This is a genomic window from Aerococcus sp. NPDC058936 (genome assembly GCF_042741995.1).
GTDB lineage: Bacteria > Bacillota > Bacilli > Lactobacillales > Aerococcaceae > Aerococcus.
In genome coordinates, this window is sequence record NZ_JBHYKZ010000007.1 from 22,951 (window position 1) to 38,318 (window position 15,368).

14 protein-coding genes are annotated in these 15,368 nt (G+C 40.0%); 7 read left to right on the forward strand and 7 right to left on the reverse strand.

Translation table 11 applies throughout. The features are described from left to right. Nucleotides 1-185: 185 nt before the first annotated feature. The 3 genes from ACFW0C_RS06635 to proB form a co-directional block, all read right to left on the reverse strand. Nucleotides 186-1,184, reverse strand: coding sequence for an asparaginase (locus ACFW0C_RS06635; RefSeq protein WP_378106362.1), 999 nt, complete (start codon nucleotides 1,182-1,184; stop codon nucleotides 186-188). Between the two features lie 97 nt (nucleotides 1,185-1,281). Continuing rightward, on the reverse strand, nucleotides 1,282-2,550 hold the full coding sequence (locus tag ACFW0C_RS06640; RefSeq protein ID WP_378106363.1) for a glutamate-5-semialdehyde dehydrogenase: 1,269 nt from the start codon (nucleotides 2,548-2,550) through the stop codon (nucleotides 1,282-1,284). Between the two features lie 92 nt (nucleotides 2,551-2,642). Further along, nucleotides 2,643-3,446 (reverse strand): glutamate 5-kinase, encoded by an 804-nt coding sequence (proB, locus tag ACFW0C_RS06645; RefSeq protein ID WP_378106364.1) that lies wholly within the window; start codon nucleotides 3,444-3,446, stop codon nucleotides 2,643-2,645. A gap of 160 nt (nucleotides 3,447-3,606) precedes the next feature. Between proB and ACFW0C_RS06650 the strand changes: the two genes are divergently transcribed. Next, nucleotides 3,607-4,650, forward strand: coding sequence for a M15 family metallopeptidase (locus ACFW0C_RS06650; RefSeq protein WP_378106487.1), 1,044 nt, complete (start codon nucleotides 3,607-3,609; stop codon nucleotides 4,648-4,650). 89 nt (nucleotides 4,651-4,739) lie between these two features. Here ACFW0C_RS06650 and ACFW0C_RS06655 read toward each other — a convergent pair whose 3' ends face one another. Beyond that, on the reverse strand, nucleotides 4,740-5,993 hold the full coding sequence (locus tag ACFW0C_RS06655) for a diaminopimelate decarboxylase family protein (protein ID WP_378106366.1): 1,254 nt from the start codon (nucleotides 5,991-5,993) through the stop codon (nucleotides 4,740-4,742). A gap of 495 nt (nucleotides 5,994-6,488) precedes the next feature. Here ACFW0C_RS06655 and ACFW0C_RS06660 point away from each other — a divergent pair, with 495 nt between their 5' ends. From ACFW0C_RS06660 to ACFW0C_RS06670, 3 genes are read left to right on the forward strand one after another with little or no spacing between them, the layout of a single operon-like run. Beyond that, complete coding sequence (locus ACFW0C_RS06660) at nucleotides 6,489-7,451, forward strand: ABC transporter substrate-binding protein (protein WP_378106367.1); 963 nt, start codon at nucleotides 6,489-6,491, stop codon at nucleotides 7,449-7,451. Between the two features lie 22 nt (nucleotides 7,452-7,473). Next, a complete protein-coding gene (locus tag ACFW0C_RS06665) occupies nucleotides 7,474-8,373 on the forward strand; it encodes an ABC transporter permease (RefSeq protein ID WP_378106368.1) in 900 nt (299 codons plus the stop codon). 15 nt (nucleotides 8,374-8,388) lie between these two features. Further along, a complete protein-coding gene (locus ACFW0C_RS06670) occupies nucleotides 8,389-9,192 on the forward strand; it encodes an ABC transporter ATP-binding protein (RefSeq protein WP_378106369.1) in 804 nt (267 codons plus the stop codon). 334 nt (nucleotides 9,193-9,526) lie between these two features. Here the strand turns inward: ACFW0C_RS06670 and ACFW0C_RS06675 are convergent, their stop codons facing one another. After that, nucleotides 9,527-10,495 (reverse strand): rhodanese-related sulfurtransferase, encoded by a 969-nt coding sequence (locus ACFW0C_RS06675; RefSeq protein WP_378106371.1) that lies wholly within the window; start codon nucleotides 10,493-10,495, stop codon nucleotides 9,527-9,529. A gap of 213 nt (nucleotides 10,496-10,708) precedes the next feature. Here ACFW0C_RS06675 and ACFW0C_RS06680 point away from each other — a divergent pair, with 213 nt between their 5' ends. Then, a complete protein-coding gene (locus tag ACFW0C_RS06680; RefSeq protein ID WP_378106373.1) occupies nucleotides 10,709-11,248 on the forward strand; it encodes a GNAT family N-acetyltransferase in 540 nt (179 codons plus the stop codon). Between the two features lie 68 nt (nucleotides 11,249-11,316). Here ACFW0C_RS06680 and ACFW0C_RS06685 read toward each other — a convergent pair whose 3' ends face one another. Further along, a complete protein-coding gene (locus ACFW0C_RS06685) occupies nucleotides 11,317-12,063 on the reverse strand; it encodes an amino acid ABC transporter ATP-binding protein (RefSeq protein ID WP_016896446.1) in 747 nt (248 codons plus the stop codon). Between the two features lie 211 nt (nucleotides 12,064-12,274). On the opposite strand from ACFW0C_RS06685, the gene ACFW0C_RS06690 reads away from it, so the two are divergent. Both ACFW0C_RS06690 and ACFW0C_RS06695 read left to right on the forward strand, forming a co-directional pair. Beyond that, nucleotides 12,275-13,207 carry a YitT family protein gene (locus ACFW0C_RS06690; RefSeq protein ID WP_378106375.1) on the forward strand — a complete coding sequence of 311 codons (933 nt, stop codon included), beginning with the start codon at nucleotides 12,275-12,277 and terminating at the stop codon, nucleotides 13,205-13,207. Nucleotides 13,208-13,282: 75 nt separating this feature from the next. After that, nucleotides 13,283-13,978: a hypothetical protein gene (locus ACFW0C_RS06695; RefSeq protein ID WP_003142992.1), complete on the forward strand. Its 696-nt coding sequence runs from the start codon at nucleotides 13,283-13,285 to the stop codon at nucleotides 13,976-13,978. 71 nt (nucleotides 13,979-14,049) lie between these two features. Here ACFW0C_RS06695 and ACFW0C_RS06700 read toward each other — a convergent pair whose 3' ends face one another. Beyond that, on the reverse strand, nucleotides 14,050-15,012 hold the full coding sequence (locus tag ACFW0C_RS06700) for a helix-turn-helix domain-containing protein (protein ID WP_378106376.1): 963 nt from the start codon (nucleotides 15,010-15,012) through the stop codon (nucleotides 14,050-14,052). Nucleotides 15,013-15,368 lie beyond the last annotated feature (356 nt).

The window sequence follows — 15,368 nt, forward strand, 5'->3', positions numbered from 1 at the left end:
TAATGTGCCAAGTTAAGACAAGGAATTATACAGGGACCGTCCCTTTACTTATCAAGATAGTTAGGGCAATAAATATGCATACAGCTTTGGGTGAACCACTCATAAAACTACTTTAATCAAAAACGCTTAAATAAAAAGAGCAGGTGCACCCACTTACTTCAATAGGGGATACCTGTTTTTTTTTTCTACTTCAAATAATCATAATCAACGGGGCTTTGGATCATGGTCTTAAACTGGTTAAAATCTGCCGAATTCCCAAGCGCCCACATAGCCTTCATGACTAGGGCTTCGCTGGTGATATTCGCTGTTTCAATAATATGCTTTTCCCCTAGGATTGACTGACCAACTGCATAGACCTCATAATCAGAACCTTCCATTGGTACTTGAGTGGTTAAAATCACATATTTTCCATGGTTAACGGCTGCCCGAATTTGCCCTGCATAATCAAGAGCTGTCAATTGTGGAATCCCGCCGATCCCAAAACCTTCAATAATGATGACATCCACCAACTGACAATAGGATTCAATGACTTGGGCAGGAAGGCCTGGCGTTAATTTAATCAAGCCCACGCGCGGATTCAGTTGGTTGTAGAATTTAACTGGCCCTAAATCACTAGATTGATTTAAGATAGGTAAAACCCTTTGTGACCGGACAACTGCCCGGTTGGCGAAATCAATGGTTTGGAAAGCTTGGTAAGACCGCGACCGGACTTTGCGCGACCGGGTGCCCAGTAAGACCTCCCCGTGGAATACAATCGATACGGCGTAGGCCTGGTCAGAAATGGCATAGGTTACGGCGTCTAGGATATTTTTCACGCCATCATTACCAATTTTTGATAGGGGCACTTGTGACCCAGTAAAGACAATTGGTTTGGTACTGTTTTGAACCAGGTAAGATAAAGCAGCAGCCCCGTAGGCCATAGTATCTGTCCCGTGCACGACAACAAAGCCGTCATAGGCCTCGTATTGGTCCTGGATAACTTGGGCCATCTGCAGCCAGTTTTCCGGTTGCATATTGGTTGAATCGATAGACAATAGGTTGACTGCCTCATAAGTAAAGTCTAACCCAGAAGATGCTAGGATTTCAGTCAGTTCTTGGTTGATAGTCCCGGCAACAAGCCCGTGGTCGGAATCCTGAGCCGAAATCGTCCCACCAGTCAGTATAAATAAAACGCGCTTGGTCATGAAATGCTCCTTATTAAAAATATTTACGCCCATTATACCACGAAAAAGCGTACCAGAAAGGATCTCCGGTACGCACGTTTCCGTTATCATATGATGATTATTGACGGATTTGCCCATCCCCATAAATCACATATTTATAAGTCGTTAAGGCTTCAATCCCCATTGGTCCGCGGGCATGCAATTTCTGAGTCGAAATCCCTATTTCACCACCAAAACCAAATTTATCGCCATCTGTAAAGCGAGAAGAGGCGTTAACAACCACCGCAGCAGCATCAATATCATCTACGAATTGACGGGCTACCGAGTAGTCTTGAGTTACAATCACTTCTGTGTGGGCAGATGAATAAGTTTGGATATGTTCAACCGCTTCATCATAGCCAGAAGTTACCTTGACCGCAATTTCATAAGCCAAGAATTCCGTCGCATAATCTTCCTCATTGACAGGTAGGATATCGATCTTTCCTTGCAAGATTTCCCGGGTTCTTTGATCCCCGTGCACCACAACCTTGTCCGCCGTAAAGGATTCAACGATTTGTGGCAAAAAGGCTTCCGCGACTTTTTCGTCGACTAGTAGGTTTTCTAAAGCATTACATACTGAAACCCGCTGTAGCTTGCCATTTTTCAAAATGGCTAAAGCATTATCTAAATCAGCCGCTTCATGCACGTACAGGTGGTCGTTTCCGATACCTGTCTCAATTGTTGGCACAGTCGCATTTTTCACGACATTTTGAATCAAGGCTGCACCACCACGTGGAATTAAGACATCTAAATATTGATTCATCTGCATAAATTGAGTCGCTAAGGCCCGGTCAGGATTGTCGATCAAGTTGACCGCATCTGTTGTTACGCCAGCTTCAGATAAACCAGCTTTAATGGCTTCAATAATGGCCAAGTTGGATTGAATCGTTTCGCTACCCCCACGTAAAATGACCGCGTTACCGGCTTTAAAGGTTAGGGCAGTAGCGTCTGCTGTTACATTTGGACGTGATTCAAAAATAATCCCGATAACCCCAAGAGGTACACGTTTCTTCCCAATCTCAATGCCATCTTCCGTAAACCACATTTCATCCGTTTGCCCGATAATATCCGGTAAATTCGCCACCTTTTCAAAACCAGCGGCCATATCGTCAATCCGACTTTTAGTTAAGGTCATGCGCTCAATAAAGCTTTCGGGGCGCCGATCAGCCTCTCGTGTATTTTCAATATCGGCCTGGTTCGCCTCTAAAATCGCCGCTTGCTTGGCCCGCAAGGACTTGGCCATTGCTAATAAAGCTGCATTTTTTTGTTGGCTTGGCAATTTGCCTAATTCTCGTGAAGCCACTTTTGCAGCTTTACCAAGATTCACTAAACCTTGTGCATCAATCATGTCTGTACCTCCATTACATTAGAATTATGAGTATTTTCTCATGTTGTTCATTAATTATAACCATTTCTCTTGAGAAAGGCTATTGGATTTGCTTATTCTGGCATGAAAAGTGTCCCAATTGATTCTCCTTTAACTAAGTCTAAAATCTGCATAGGGTCTTCTGATGACATAATTACCGTCATTTGTCCAGATTTTAAAGATTCATTAGCAGCCGTCAATTTCGTTTCCATTCCACCAGTTGAAAAAGCAGAAACATCGCCTTTAGCCATATCCATTAAGTCGTCAGTCACCTCATGCAAGACATCAAAGCGAACCGCATCAGGATTTCGCTTCGGATTGTCATCATAAAAGCCGTCTACATCTGTTAGGAAAATCAACAAGTCCGCATCCATAGTGGAAGCAACCAAGGCAGATAGGGTATCGTTATCACCAAAACGGGTTTGGTGGTCCATTTCATCAACTGCTACTGCATCGTTTTCATTGATAATCGGTAAGATTTTTTGCCCTAATAAGGCATTCATGGCATTCTTGTAGTTGTTGTAAGAATCCGGGAAGTCGATAATGTCCCGTGTTAACAAGATTTGCCCGATAAATTGGCTGTAGTAGTTAAATGACCGACTATATAAATTCATCAAAGCTACTTGTCCAACAGCGGCAGTCGCTTGCTGTGACGCCATATCGGTAGGTCGGCTGGTTAAGCCCATTTTGACAGAACCAACACCAATCGCACCTGAGGTTACAAGAATCACTTCCTTACCATCTTGAATTAAGGTGGAAAGAGCCAAAGCTAGGCGGTCAATCCGGTAATAATTGATTTGATTTTGACTATCCAAAAGAGAATGTGTCCCAATTTTCACAACAATTCTCTCTGCGCTTAAAATTCCTTCACGATTCATCTCATTCATCCTCATCTAAAAATTTTATATATTAAAATTAGTTTTACTCTTTTTTAATCGAATTGAAATCTCACTCTGTTATTATATCATAGAGGGCCTGTGATTTTTAGGCAGGTAAAAGAGAAATGGGAAAAAACGAGGAGTGACTTTTGTGTCAAAAATGAATATCAGTCTATTTAACAAGGCCTATATTGCTGTTGTATTGGCTTTTATCTTAGTTATTGCAGCCTACGATGTCAGCTATAGTAAGACCAATGCAGACGAAGAAATGACTAGTAGCCAAGAAGTAAATACTCAGCAAGCAACAGACGGTAGCACTGACCAGACAAGTGGTGATAATGCTACTGATGATGCAGAAAAAAAGGCTGAAGCACGAAAAGCTGAACTAGCAGAAACCATTACTACACCAGTCGCATCAAATGCGACAACCGATGAAGAAGCAAGCCAAATGGCTGAGTTTTCAGCTGACTATGCTGATGATATCCAAACTTATTCTGTGAAGGATATCGCAACAAATGTAGCTGCTGCGCTGGAAATGGACGAAACTGCAGCCTTAGCCCAGTTGCTGGCAGACCTACCTAAAGAAGTTGACGTAGATTCAGCACAATATCAATTAGTCAACAAACTTAACCCATTACTAACCGAACCAGTGGTGGATTTTGCTTATGCAAATTCAGGGAAATTATATAACGCTGCAATCACAGATGCTTATACTGCACTAATGGACGGAGCAACAAATGCTGGATATACACTTGCTACTATTTCTGCCCACCGAACAATTGCTTACCAAGCACAAAATGTGGAGAATGGTTTTCGAGATTATTTAGCCCAAGGCTATTCAGAATCAGAAGCGCGTGACCTAACAAATGCTTATTTTGCACCAGCTCAAGCCAGTGAACATTCAACTGGACTAGCCTTTGACTGGTTAGGAACTGAATGGACAGGTATCGGTGGCAGTTTAGATGAGGCTTATGCAGACCAACCATCAGCTCAATGGCTCTCAGAAAATGCCCAAGATTATGGCTTTATTTTACGGTACCCACAAGGAAAAGAGCAGGTAACGGGGTATAGCTTTGAGCCATGGCACTACCGTTATGTCGGGGTAGAAGCTGCGCAATATATCACTAAGTATGACATCACATTAGAAGAATTCTTAGCCCTAGTAAACTATCAAACAACATTAACAGCAGAAGGATTAGTTTAATGGGCTGACTTGATTGTGAACAAACTAAAAGAATCCAGCAAAAAGCGCCCGAACATCATGATCGAGCGCTTTTTTAATGGATATTATCTTTAGAAATTAAAGTCCATTGTTGCAAAGTAGTCTTCTGGTGTTTCTGGGCGACGTATTTGTTTAAATGTGCCGTCTTCTTTTAACATGACTTCTGCTGAACGTAATTTAGCGTTGTATTGGTAACCCATTGAGGCACCGTGTGCACCTGCGTCGTGGATCCAGATGTAGTCGCCAATGTTTGTTTTTGGTAATTGACGGTCGATAGCGAATTTATCGTTGTTTTCACATAGACCACCTGTTACATCGTATGTTTGGTCGGCAGTTTCGTCTTCTTTGCCTAAAACAGAGATGTGGTGGTAAGCACCGTACATTGCTGGACGTAATAGGTCAGAGGCTGATGCGTCTAATCCTAGGTAGTCTTTATAAGTGATTTTTTCATGTAGGACTTTGGCTACTAAACCACCATTTTCAGCTAACATCCAACGACCTAATTCGGTAAAGATGGCGACGTCGCCTAGGCCAGCTGGTTCCATGATGTCTTCGTAAGCTTGGCGCACACCGTCACCGATGATATCGATGTCTGCTGGTGTTTCTTCTGGTTTGTAAGCAACCCCAACACCACCAGATAGATTGATGAAGGCAATGTTTAAATCAGTTTGGTCTTTTAATTCAACCGCTAATTCAAATAAGGTACGGGCTAATTTTGGATAGTATTCGTTTGATGTCGAACCAGAAACTAAGAATGAGTGGATACCAATATTTTTCACGCCGTAGTCTGCTAATTTTTGGAAGGCTTGGCGGGTTTGTTCTGGTGTCATACCGTATTTGGCGTCACCAGGATTATCCATGATGCCGTTAGCGACTTCGAATGTCCCACCCGGATTGTAACGGATACAAACTGTTTCTGGGAATTCACCTACATGTTCTTTGAAGAAATCAATATGGGTGATGTCATCAAAGTTAATGATCGCACCAAGTTCAGCCGCTTTCTTGAAGTCGGCTGCTGGCGTAACGTTAGATGAAAACATAATATCGTGACCTGAAAAGCCAACTTTGTCGGCTAGTACAAGTTCTGTATAAGATGCACAGTCTACGCCCATACCTTCTTCTTGCATAATTTTCAATACGTGTGGATTTGGTGTGGCTTTAACAGCGAAATATTCATGGAAGTTAGGGTTCCAAGAGAAAGCTTTTTTTAGACGACGACAGCGATCTCTGATACCGGCTTCGTCGTATAAATGGAATGGTGTAGGGATTTCAGCGGCAATTTCTTCAACTTTTGCCAGGCTAGTAAATGGACGTTTGTTTTGCATGAATTGTTGTCTCCTTTAAATTTAATCTTACTCTCATTATGAAGAAAAAGGGTGGTTTATGCAAGCCAAGAATCTTTGTCTGGTAATGACCTTATAAAAAAGACAACAATATGAAAAATCTATGTGAATTGGCTTGACAATTTTTTTAATTAAATCTATGATAATGCTATTGAAAGACGCAACTAGATGAATGACAGCCATATTCGAGGGGATTTTTTGATGAAAATGAACAGCCTACATACGAATAATCGCTTTTACTTTAGCTATTTTAGGTAGTTTGTATTTATGAAATCTGTTTTAGATCATAGATACAAACGTCAGTAAACAACTGAACCGTATCTATGATGGCTAAATATTTTGTTGCGTAACAAGTGGCCACGTAGAGATAAAATCTATTGTGGCATAGCTAGATATTTTAGCGCTATAAGCACCTATTTAGATTTTATCTGGATAGGTGCTTTTTTTCTTTGGATTGATTATAAAGGGGAGTAAATAATGAAAAGATTGAGCTTAAAGAAGGGCCTGGTAACTTTACTAGCCAGTTTGGCTATTTTTGCGGCTGGCTGTGAGAATGCTGAAGACAATGGCATTTTAGATATCGGTATTTTGTCAATTATGGACCACAATTCCTTAAATGATGCGGAGCAAGGTTTTATTGATGGGATGACTGAACTGGGTTATGAAGAGGGCGTTGACGTGGTTTACCACCGGATGAATGCCCAGGGTCAGCAAGCCAACTTGTATCCAATGGCAGGACAATTGTTGAAGAATTCTGAGCTGGTTTTAGGTATCGGAACGCCGACGATTCAGGCACTAGCCGTGACGGAAGAGGAGAAACCACTCCTTTTTACAGCCGTAACTGACCCTATAACAGCAGGTTTGGCGGAATCACTAGAGGGTTCGGGCCGAAATGTGACGGGAACAAGCGACCAGATGCCGGTTGAGAAGCAAGTTGAGCTCCTAATATCGATTAAACCTGAAGCGGAAAAAGTTGGCATCATCTACAATACAGGTGAGGTCAACTCGCAAATTCAAGCAGAACAAGCTGAAGCAGCCATTATAGCGGCCGGTAAAACGCCAGTCATTCGTACAGTCACCTCAACTAATGATGTACAACAAGCCTTGAATTCTGTGATGTCAGAAGCGGAATTGTTATATATTCCAACAGATAATATCATGGCAGGGGCAGCGTCAACGGTTGGTGCGGTTTCTGAACAATATCAAGTGCCGGTTGTTGCTGGATCAATTGACCAAGTGGAAGATGGTGGATTGGCGACTTATTCGTTAAACTACTACGAATTGGGACGTCAAACAGCTGAAATGGCAGCACGTGTAATTAAAGGCGAAGATCCTTCGACCATGCCGATTGAGCAAGCTGAAGAATTAGAATTATATGTAAATGAAGACGTGGCGGAAGCGCTGGGCATCGATCCTGACAGCATCCAAGTGGCAGAATAAAGGGAAGAGAGAGGATTTTAACATGAGTGTTATTTTAGGCAGTATATCAGAAGGCTTGTTATGGGGATTATTGGCGATGGGGGTTTACTTAACTTACCGAATCCTAAATGTGGCCGATATGACAGTTGAAGGATCGTTTTCTTTAGGGGCAGCCTTGGTATCACGGTTAATTTTTGAATTTGCCATGGAACCTTGGATGGCCACCTTACTATCATTTGTTATTGGGGCAGGTGCTGGACTAATTACTGGTTTATTACATACGAAATTGAAAGTACCAGCTTTGATTGCATCTATTATTACCATGACTGGTTTGTACTCTATTAACCTACGTATTTTAGGTCAAGCCAACTTGCCATTATTAAGTCAAAATACCTTGGTCACTCAAATGCGTCAATTAATTGAAGATAAGACTTTAGCAGTTATCGTTATTGGTTTAATCGTTGTTGTAGCCATCGTAGCCTTACTTAAATGGTTCTTCGATACGCAAATTGGTTTAGCCATCCGTGCCACAGGTGATAACTACATGATGAGTGAAGCCAACGGAATCAATACAGACTGGACAAAGATTATCGGCTTCATGGTAGCCAACGGATTGGTTGGTTTATCAGGTGGTTTATTAGCACAAAACAATGGCTATGCCGATGTCAACATGGGTGTTGGGGCCATGGTTATCGGTTTAGCCTCTGTAGTCATTGGTGAAGCCATCGGGAATAACATCACCTTTGTTAAACGATTATTAGCGATTGTATTAGGGTCAATCATTTACCGTTTACTATTACTATTGGTATTAGAACTAAACTTCAATCCAAACGACGTTCGTCTATTCTCAGCCTTAATCCTAGCCGTAGCGCTTGGGGTACCAGCTGTTCGTCAACACGGTAAAAAAGTTATGAAAAACTCAATCACAACCAAAGAAGATTAGAAAGGAGATTGACCAATGACTAGCGTATTAACATTACAAAACGTACATAAAACATTTGAAGCCAAAACACCAAACGAAAACCACGTATTAAAAGGGATCGACCTAAAGGTGGAAAAAGGGGATTTCATCACTATTATTGGGGGTAACGGGGCCGGAAAATCGACTTTCCTAAATGCCATCGCCGGTTCGCTGTTGGTAGACCGAGGGGCTATTAAAATTGAAGATAAGGACGTGACTAACCTAACTGCCAACAAACGCGCAGGCCTAGTATCACGCGTATTCCAAGACACACGAATGGGAACTGCTAGCCGTTTAACTATCGAAGAAAACATGGCTATTGCAGACCGTCGCGGACATTTATTTGGATTTGGACGAGGGGTCAACAACAAACAACGTGAACAATTTAAAGAAGCCTTGAAACTATTGGACTTAGACTTGGAAAATAGATTAACTGCTGAAGTTGGCTTGCTTTCTGGTGGACAACGTCAAGCATTAACATTATTGATGGCGACTTTGAAAAAACCAAAAGTCTTATTATTAGACGAGCATACAGCCGCCTTAGACCCTAAAACTTCGGATATGGTATTGAAACTAACAGAAGAAGTGATCGAGCGTGACCAATTAACAGCCTTGATGATTACCCATGATATGGAACAAGCTATCCAAATGGGTAACCGCTTGTTGATGATGGATAATGGCCGTATCTTGATTGATATCTCAGGTGAAGAGAAGAAACAATTAACCGTACAACAATTATTAGACATGTTCAAAAAACAATCAGGACGCGCATTAAACGATGACGCTTTAATACTAGGCTAAGAGCAGGACCGTTCAGCTCAATAACGATTGCAGTCTAAGTTGGTACTACACGCAGTGTGGTGCAACTTAAGTTGAATCGGACTTGGGTTTGTCGAGCAAACTCGACTTGATTGAACCCATGCAATTGTAGTTTAGAAGGTCTTCGGCTATCACAATATAAATGATCTTTCATAACTGTTGGGGATGATTCAAAATCATTCGTATACATTAGACTGTAGTGGTTAGGCCAACTAGCTCACTAAGATATGAGGACGGCCGCATCATGAAGAATATCGTCTTCCTTTAGACACAAAAAGACCGCCAGGGTTTTCCTAGCGGTCTTTTGATTTCTAAATTAGGCTTCTACGGTTAGTTGTTCACCGATTGCTGCTAAACGTGCAACGATTTCATCGTGTGACCAACCTTTAGCTTGTACGTAACGGTTGCGTGGGTGAACACGGCATTCGTGTGTACAACCACCAAGGTGTTTTTCTTGGTTTTCTTCTGAAGCTAAGATTTGTTTGTTGCATTCTGGGTTACCACAGTTTACGTAACGCTCACATGGTGTACCGTCGAAGTAGTCTTTACCAACGATTGATGGGTCAACGTGGTTGATTGGTACAGAGATGCGGTCGTCAAAGACGTACATTTTCCCTTCCCATAAGTCGCCACGTGTTTCTTCGTCTTGGCCGTAGTTTTCGATACCACCGTTTAATTGGCTAACGTTTTCGATACCTTCACGGATCATCCAACCTGAGAATTTCTCACAACGTACGCCACCAGTACAGTAAACAAGGACTTTTTTGTCCATGAATTTTTCTTTGTTTTCGCGTACCCATTCAGGTAATTCGCGGAAGTTACGGATATCAGGGCGGATAGCGCCTTTGAAGTGACCAAGATCATACTCATAGTCGTTTCGTGTATCTAATAAAACAGTATCTTCATCTAACATTGCTTCGCGGAAATCAGCTGGATCTAAGTGAGTACCAGATAATTCGTTGGGATTTAAATCTTCTTCTAAGTTTAAAGAAACGATTTCTTCACGGTAACGTACGAACATTTTTTTGTGTGCGTAGTCATCCGCTTCGTTAATTTTAAACCATAGGTCAGAAAATTCTTCCATAGCATGCATGTGGTCCATGTAGCGTTCGGTTGCTTCTTTTGGACCAGATACAGTACCGTTGATCCCTTCATCACCAATTAAAATACGGCCTTTTAAGCCGATTGATTTACAGAATTGTAATTCGTCTTTTGCGAATTGCTCTGCATCTTTAATAGGTACATATTTGTAGTAAAGTAGTACCTGGAATTCGTTGTTATTCATTTATTATTCCTCCATCATATTGCAGGTATGACTGCGAGTTTTTACGGATTATATTATAAGGCATAAATCAAGGATTAACAAGTACTAAATATGTTTCGATTGTTGAAAAAAGTCTACAAGCCTGTTTTTACATTAAAGAAACATGCTATAATAGATTGGGAAATATGGATCGATTACATGAATTTTTAAGTAAATCGTTAGTAGGGGTTAGTTATGAATCATAAAGGAACCAAGACAATAGAAACACAACATCTATTGTTGCGTAAGTTCAAAACAAGTGATGCCAAAGACATGTTCAAGAATTGGGCAGGGAATATAGCAGATACAGAATTTGTTACTTGGGACAAGCACCAATCCGTTTCTGATAGTAAGAGTATTTTAGAGAAATGGGATAAACGAAAGGACAGAAGTAAAACCTACAGATGGTGTGTGGAAGACAAAGATTCTGGAGAAGCAATAGGAGAAATCGCAGTGACTGAAGTGCATAAAGACACCCAGGCTGCAGACTTAACCTTCTGTATGGGTCAAGTCTATAAAGACCAGGGGTTGGCCAAGGAAGCTTTAGAAAATATTGTGCATTTCTTGTTTAAGGAAGTGCAAATGAACCGTTTGTCTTTTGATCAAGATAGTCGAAATGAAGCTGACAGACAATTGGCTTTAGCCTTAAACTTCGAATATGAAGGGCTACGAAAAGCAGCTTTAGCTAATAATTCAGGCATTTCGGACATGGCCTTGTATGGTGCTGTAAGATAGTGTTTAAAGTGAATAAAGAAAAAGGTATGTGATAGAAAACATCACATACCTTTTTCTTTTACAATATATTATAAAACTTTGTCTAAGAATTCTTTTGTACGGTTGTGTTGTGGATTACTGAAGATATCTTCAGGTTTACCTTCTTCAACAACATATCCACCGTCCATGAAGATTACACGGTCAGCTACTTCACGGGCAAAGCCCATTTCATGTGTTACAACGACCATGGTCATACCTTCTTTAGCAAGGTCCTTCATAACGTTTAATACGTCACCAACCATCTCTGGGTCAAGTGCTGATGTTGGTTCATCAAACAGCATGATATCAGGATTCATTGCTAAAGCGCGGGCGATGGCCACACGTTGTTTTTGTCCACCAGATAAAGAGTTTGGAAAAGCTTCTGCTTTATCCGCTAAGCCTACTTGTTCTAATAAAGACAAAGCTTGTTCTTTGCTGGCATCTTTTTGTGTCTTACCTAACTCAGTTGGCGCTAGGGTAATATTCTCCAAAACGCTTAAATGTGGGAATAGGTTAAAGTGTTGGAATACCATGCCGATATTTTGGCGGGCTTTATTAATATCAATAGATTTGTCGGCAATATTTGTGCCATCAACTAAAACTTCACCGCCGTTAATGTCTTCTAAACGGTTTAAACAACGTAAGAATGTTGATTTACCAGACCCTGATGGCCCGATGATACAAACTACCTCACCTTGGTTAATGGTTAAGTCGATCCCTTTAAGGACCTCATTTTTACCGAAGCTTTTCTTTAAATCATTTACAATAACTTTTGCAGTTGCTGTTGTTTCAGCCATTTTCTCATCCCTCTCGGAGTTCATTCTTATTCATCTACTCGTATATTTTCGATTGATAAATTTAATGGTATTTTAATTTGAAATGGTCACTTTGTCAACTTTTATCACAAGCTTTAATTGTAATGTAAACTTTGAGGGGCACTGATTGATTGATCTGGGGTATTTTGATATATTTTGTGTATTAGATTGGACAAGAAAGAGAGGTAGTAAATTGAAAAAAGTATTAGCTGCCGTAGATATTCAGCAATTATTCATCATCACTTTAGGGACTTTAAGCATGACCATCGGTTTGTATTTCTTTTTAGTACCTGATTCCCTTGTCGGTGGGGGTACTGGAGGTATGGCCCAGGTATTGGCACCTTTTATTCCGCTACCTTATTCAGTGATTCTTTTTGCCATTAATATAGTCTTACTGGTCATTGGGATTAAAGTGATTGGTAAGGAGTTTGGCGGGACAACCCTGTATTCTGTTATCCTCTATTCAGGCTTTTATGCCTTATTTGAACGGTTTGTGCCTGTGACAGGGGCAGTTGCTGATGATCCCTTGGTCAACTTGATTTTGGGGCAAGTCCTCCTGTCAACTGGTGTCGGCCTAGTTTTTAATGCCGGTGCCACAACTGGTGGGGTAGATATTATTGCCAAAATAATGAACATGTACCTACCTGTCAACTTTGCGACAGGGGTCATGATTTCTGATATGACCATCTTGTCTGCCAATATGCTAGTATTTGGGATTGAACGAGGATTGTATGCCGCAATCGGGGTTCTACTGGCCAATGTCGTTGTTGACCGCGTAATCACTGGTGGTTCCGCAAGATACAATGTGAATATTACGTCAGAAATTGCAGGGGAAATCAACGATTTTATTTTGATAGAATTGGCCCGTGCGACAACAATCTATACGGCTAAGGGTGGCTATACCAAGAAATCACGTGCGGTGATTACAACAGTTGTTGACCGTGAAGAATTATTACGTTTGAAAAACCAGGTAACTGAAATGGATGCGAATGCTTTTATGTATGTGTCGCCTGTATCTGAAGTGACTGGGCGCGGATTCTCCTTTGAAGTAAGAAGAAAACAGTCTCAAATTGCTAAACTAAGAGAGCGTGCGTTGAAAGGAAAAAATTCTAGTATCAAGAATTAGCCTTTTTGTTCCAATAATCATGTATAATAAATATATATATCATAAGAATGATAGCAATACGAACGGAGGGCTAGTGTGAGAACAGATGAATTATATTCAAAGTTGATCAATTTAGGATTTATAGAAAACTACTATGTAGCTAGCAAAGAATACAAGGATGGGTCAAAACATCGGATTTTGAAAATTTATGATGATGATTCCAAACTGGCCGAAGTAGCTTTAGACCAACCATACATGATTCGCACAACCTATGAAGGGTTTGAGGCTAGAAATGAACTTGAAAAACAAGCTTTATTAAACTTACTCATCAACTATGCACAAACACCAATTGAAGGACGACAGTCAGCCCTATATTTTGCCTATTACCATGATTTAAATAATATTGTGCATTTTATCAAACGTCTACGAAACAAACGTTTAACGGACGATATGATTCCATTAGCTTATTTTACTACGCTAACACCAGAACAAAGGGAGAGCTTCTTATTCTCAATGTCTGAATTTGATGATTTCCCAGAGGCATACCGACCACGATTTACACCAGATTCATTTGTTAAAGTGATTTCTTATGAAGAATTCTCGCAAAATATCCATGACCGCTATAACCTGGATATGCCTGAGGCAGAACCATCATACAGTAGAGCTGATGAAGAGGAAGATGATGTTAAAGAAGACGGCGATAACAACCAAGACAGCGACACGACACTTGGCGACGTCCATGATATCTTAGATTTTAGAAATAAATCTGACGATGACCAACCTGACCAATAGGATATATAACAAAAGAACCACTCTATCAGCGCTAGTCGGCATGGATAGGGTGGTTCTTCTTTTTGTAAATTTTAAAGAATAGTCTGCGTATTTTGTTGTGCATACTTCTTCGGAGAGGTGTTGAATACCTTCTTGAATGAACGGTAGAAAGTAGAGTAGTCACCGAATCCGGATGCGTCGGAAACGTCTTGTAAGGACATTTTGTTGGTGCTCATATGATTGATTAATTGTGCAGCATAGTTGGCACGTTTCGCAATTAAATATTCGTGGAAGTTTTGGTTCATTTCTTTACGGAATAGTTTTGATAAATAATATGGCGAAATATCAAATACTTGTGTAATCCGGTCTAATTGTAAGTCAGATTCTTTAAAGTGTTGATCGATATAGTAGATGATGTGACTAAAGTGTTTGTCCTCTTTATAATCACCAGACATAGACGGGATTTTCTTCGCATGGTAGACGTTCATCAATGAGTGGTATAGGTGAAAAGCAGTTGCGAAGGTAGTTTCTTCTACTTCTTCATCACTATAAGTAAGAATTTTATTTAAATGAGTAATTGTCTTATCCAGATTTTCTTTATCTAAACGGTAATGCCCCGGTTCATTATAAAAGCGAATAATATCTTCATAAAGATTATCATTTACCATAGCATATTGATGAATCAACTTCTCAGGTACCATGCAGCTAAAACGGGTATTATTAATACCTTCTTCACTAGTCATTAAATGCGGAATGTTAGGTGGAATGATCATAATATCACCATTGTAAAGTGTGTAACTGATATCATTTACGATAAACTGACATTGATTACCTAAGTAGAATAGAATTTCAAAATGGTCATGATAATGCATACTAGCAGTAATACTAGAGTATTCTGCAAGATCCATACCAATTTGCTCAAGTGAAGGAATATTATTATAAGATTTAAACATCATTGTGCGTCGTTCATCATGATAGCTAAGAGATAAATGTTTCTGAAATGTATTAACGGCAATTGCTTCCAAGAGTTCACCTTCTAATTTAACTTTCTTCATAATAATTTATACTTTGCAATATTTAACTTATGACTATAGTGTACTAAACTTGTACAAGCGGTTTCAAGACTTTTTATAATTTAATTTTAAGAAAGGCATTGTACCGTAAAAAACCTATTATATATGGTATAATTTAGGAGAAAATGAGGTCTTTGATAACCAATGCCAGTTATAATCAGATATCATATAGTATTTTACGACAGTCAGGAAAAATACACTTTTTAACACTGCGCAACTTTAGAATCTAAATTGAAAAAATATTTTAAAGGGTTTTTGGTTTCAATAGCACAAAAAAAACAGTACAATAAATTTTGGTGTAATGAAGAACCTATTTTATGCTGAAATTTATTGCTTTA

What these genes read in the sequence shown, in the direction of transcription:
- ACFW0C_RS06635 (WP_378106362.1), bottom strand. Translation starts at nt 1,184, where the DNA reads ATGACCAAGCGCGTTTTATTTATACTGACTGGTGGGACGATTTCGGCT.
- ACFW0C_RS06640 (WP_378106363.1), bottom strand. Translation starts at nt 2,550, where the DNA reads ATGATTGATGCACAAGGTTTAGTGAATCTTGGTAAAGCTGCAAAAGTG.
- proB (WP_378106364.1), bottom strand. Translation starts at nt 3,446, where the DNA reads ATGAATCGTGAAGGAATTTTAAGCGCAGAGAGAATTGTTGTGAAAATT.
- ACFW0C_RS06650 (WP_378106487.1), top strand. Translation starts at nt 3,607, where the DNA reads ATGAATATCAGTCTATTTAACAAGGCCTATATTGCTGTTGTATTGGCT.
- ACFW0C_RS06655 (WP_378106366.1), bottom strand. Translation starts at nt 5,993, where the DNA reads ATGCAAAACAAACGTCCATTTACTAGCCTGGCAAAAGTTGAAGAAATT.
- ACFW0C_RS06660 (WP_378106367.1), top strand. Translation starts at nt 6,489, where the DNA reads ATGAAAAGATTGAGCTTAAAGAAGGGCCTGGTAACTTTACTAGCCAGT.
- ACFW0C_RS06665 (WP_378106368.1), top strand. Translation starts at nt 7,474, where the DNA reads ATGAGTGTTATTTTAGGCAGTATATCAGAAGGCTTGTTATGGGGATTA.
- ACFW0C_RS06670 (WP_378106369.1), top strand. Translation starts at nt 8,389, where the DNA reads ATGACTAGCGTATTAACATTACAAAACGTACATAAAACATTTGAAGCC.
- ACFW0C_RS06675 (WP_378106371.1), bottom strand. Translation starts at nt 10,495, where the DNA reads ATGAATAACAACGAATTCCAGGTACTACTTTACTACAAATATGTACCT.
- ACFW0C_RS06680 (WP_378106373.1), top strand. Translation starts at nt 10,709, where the DNA reads ATGAATCATAAAGGAACCAAGACAATAGAAACACAACATCTATTGTTG.
- ACFW0C_RS06685 (WP_016896446.1), bottom strand. Translation starts at nt 12,063, where the DNA reads ATGGCTGAAACAACAGCAACTGCAAAAGTTATTGTAAATGATTTAAAG.
- ACFW0C_RS06700 (WP_378106376.1), bottom strand. Translation starts at nt 15,012, where the DNA reads ATGAAGAAAGTTAAATTAGAAGGTGAACTCTTGGAAGCAATTGCCGTT.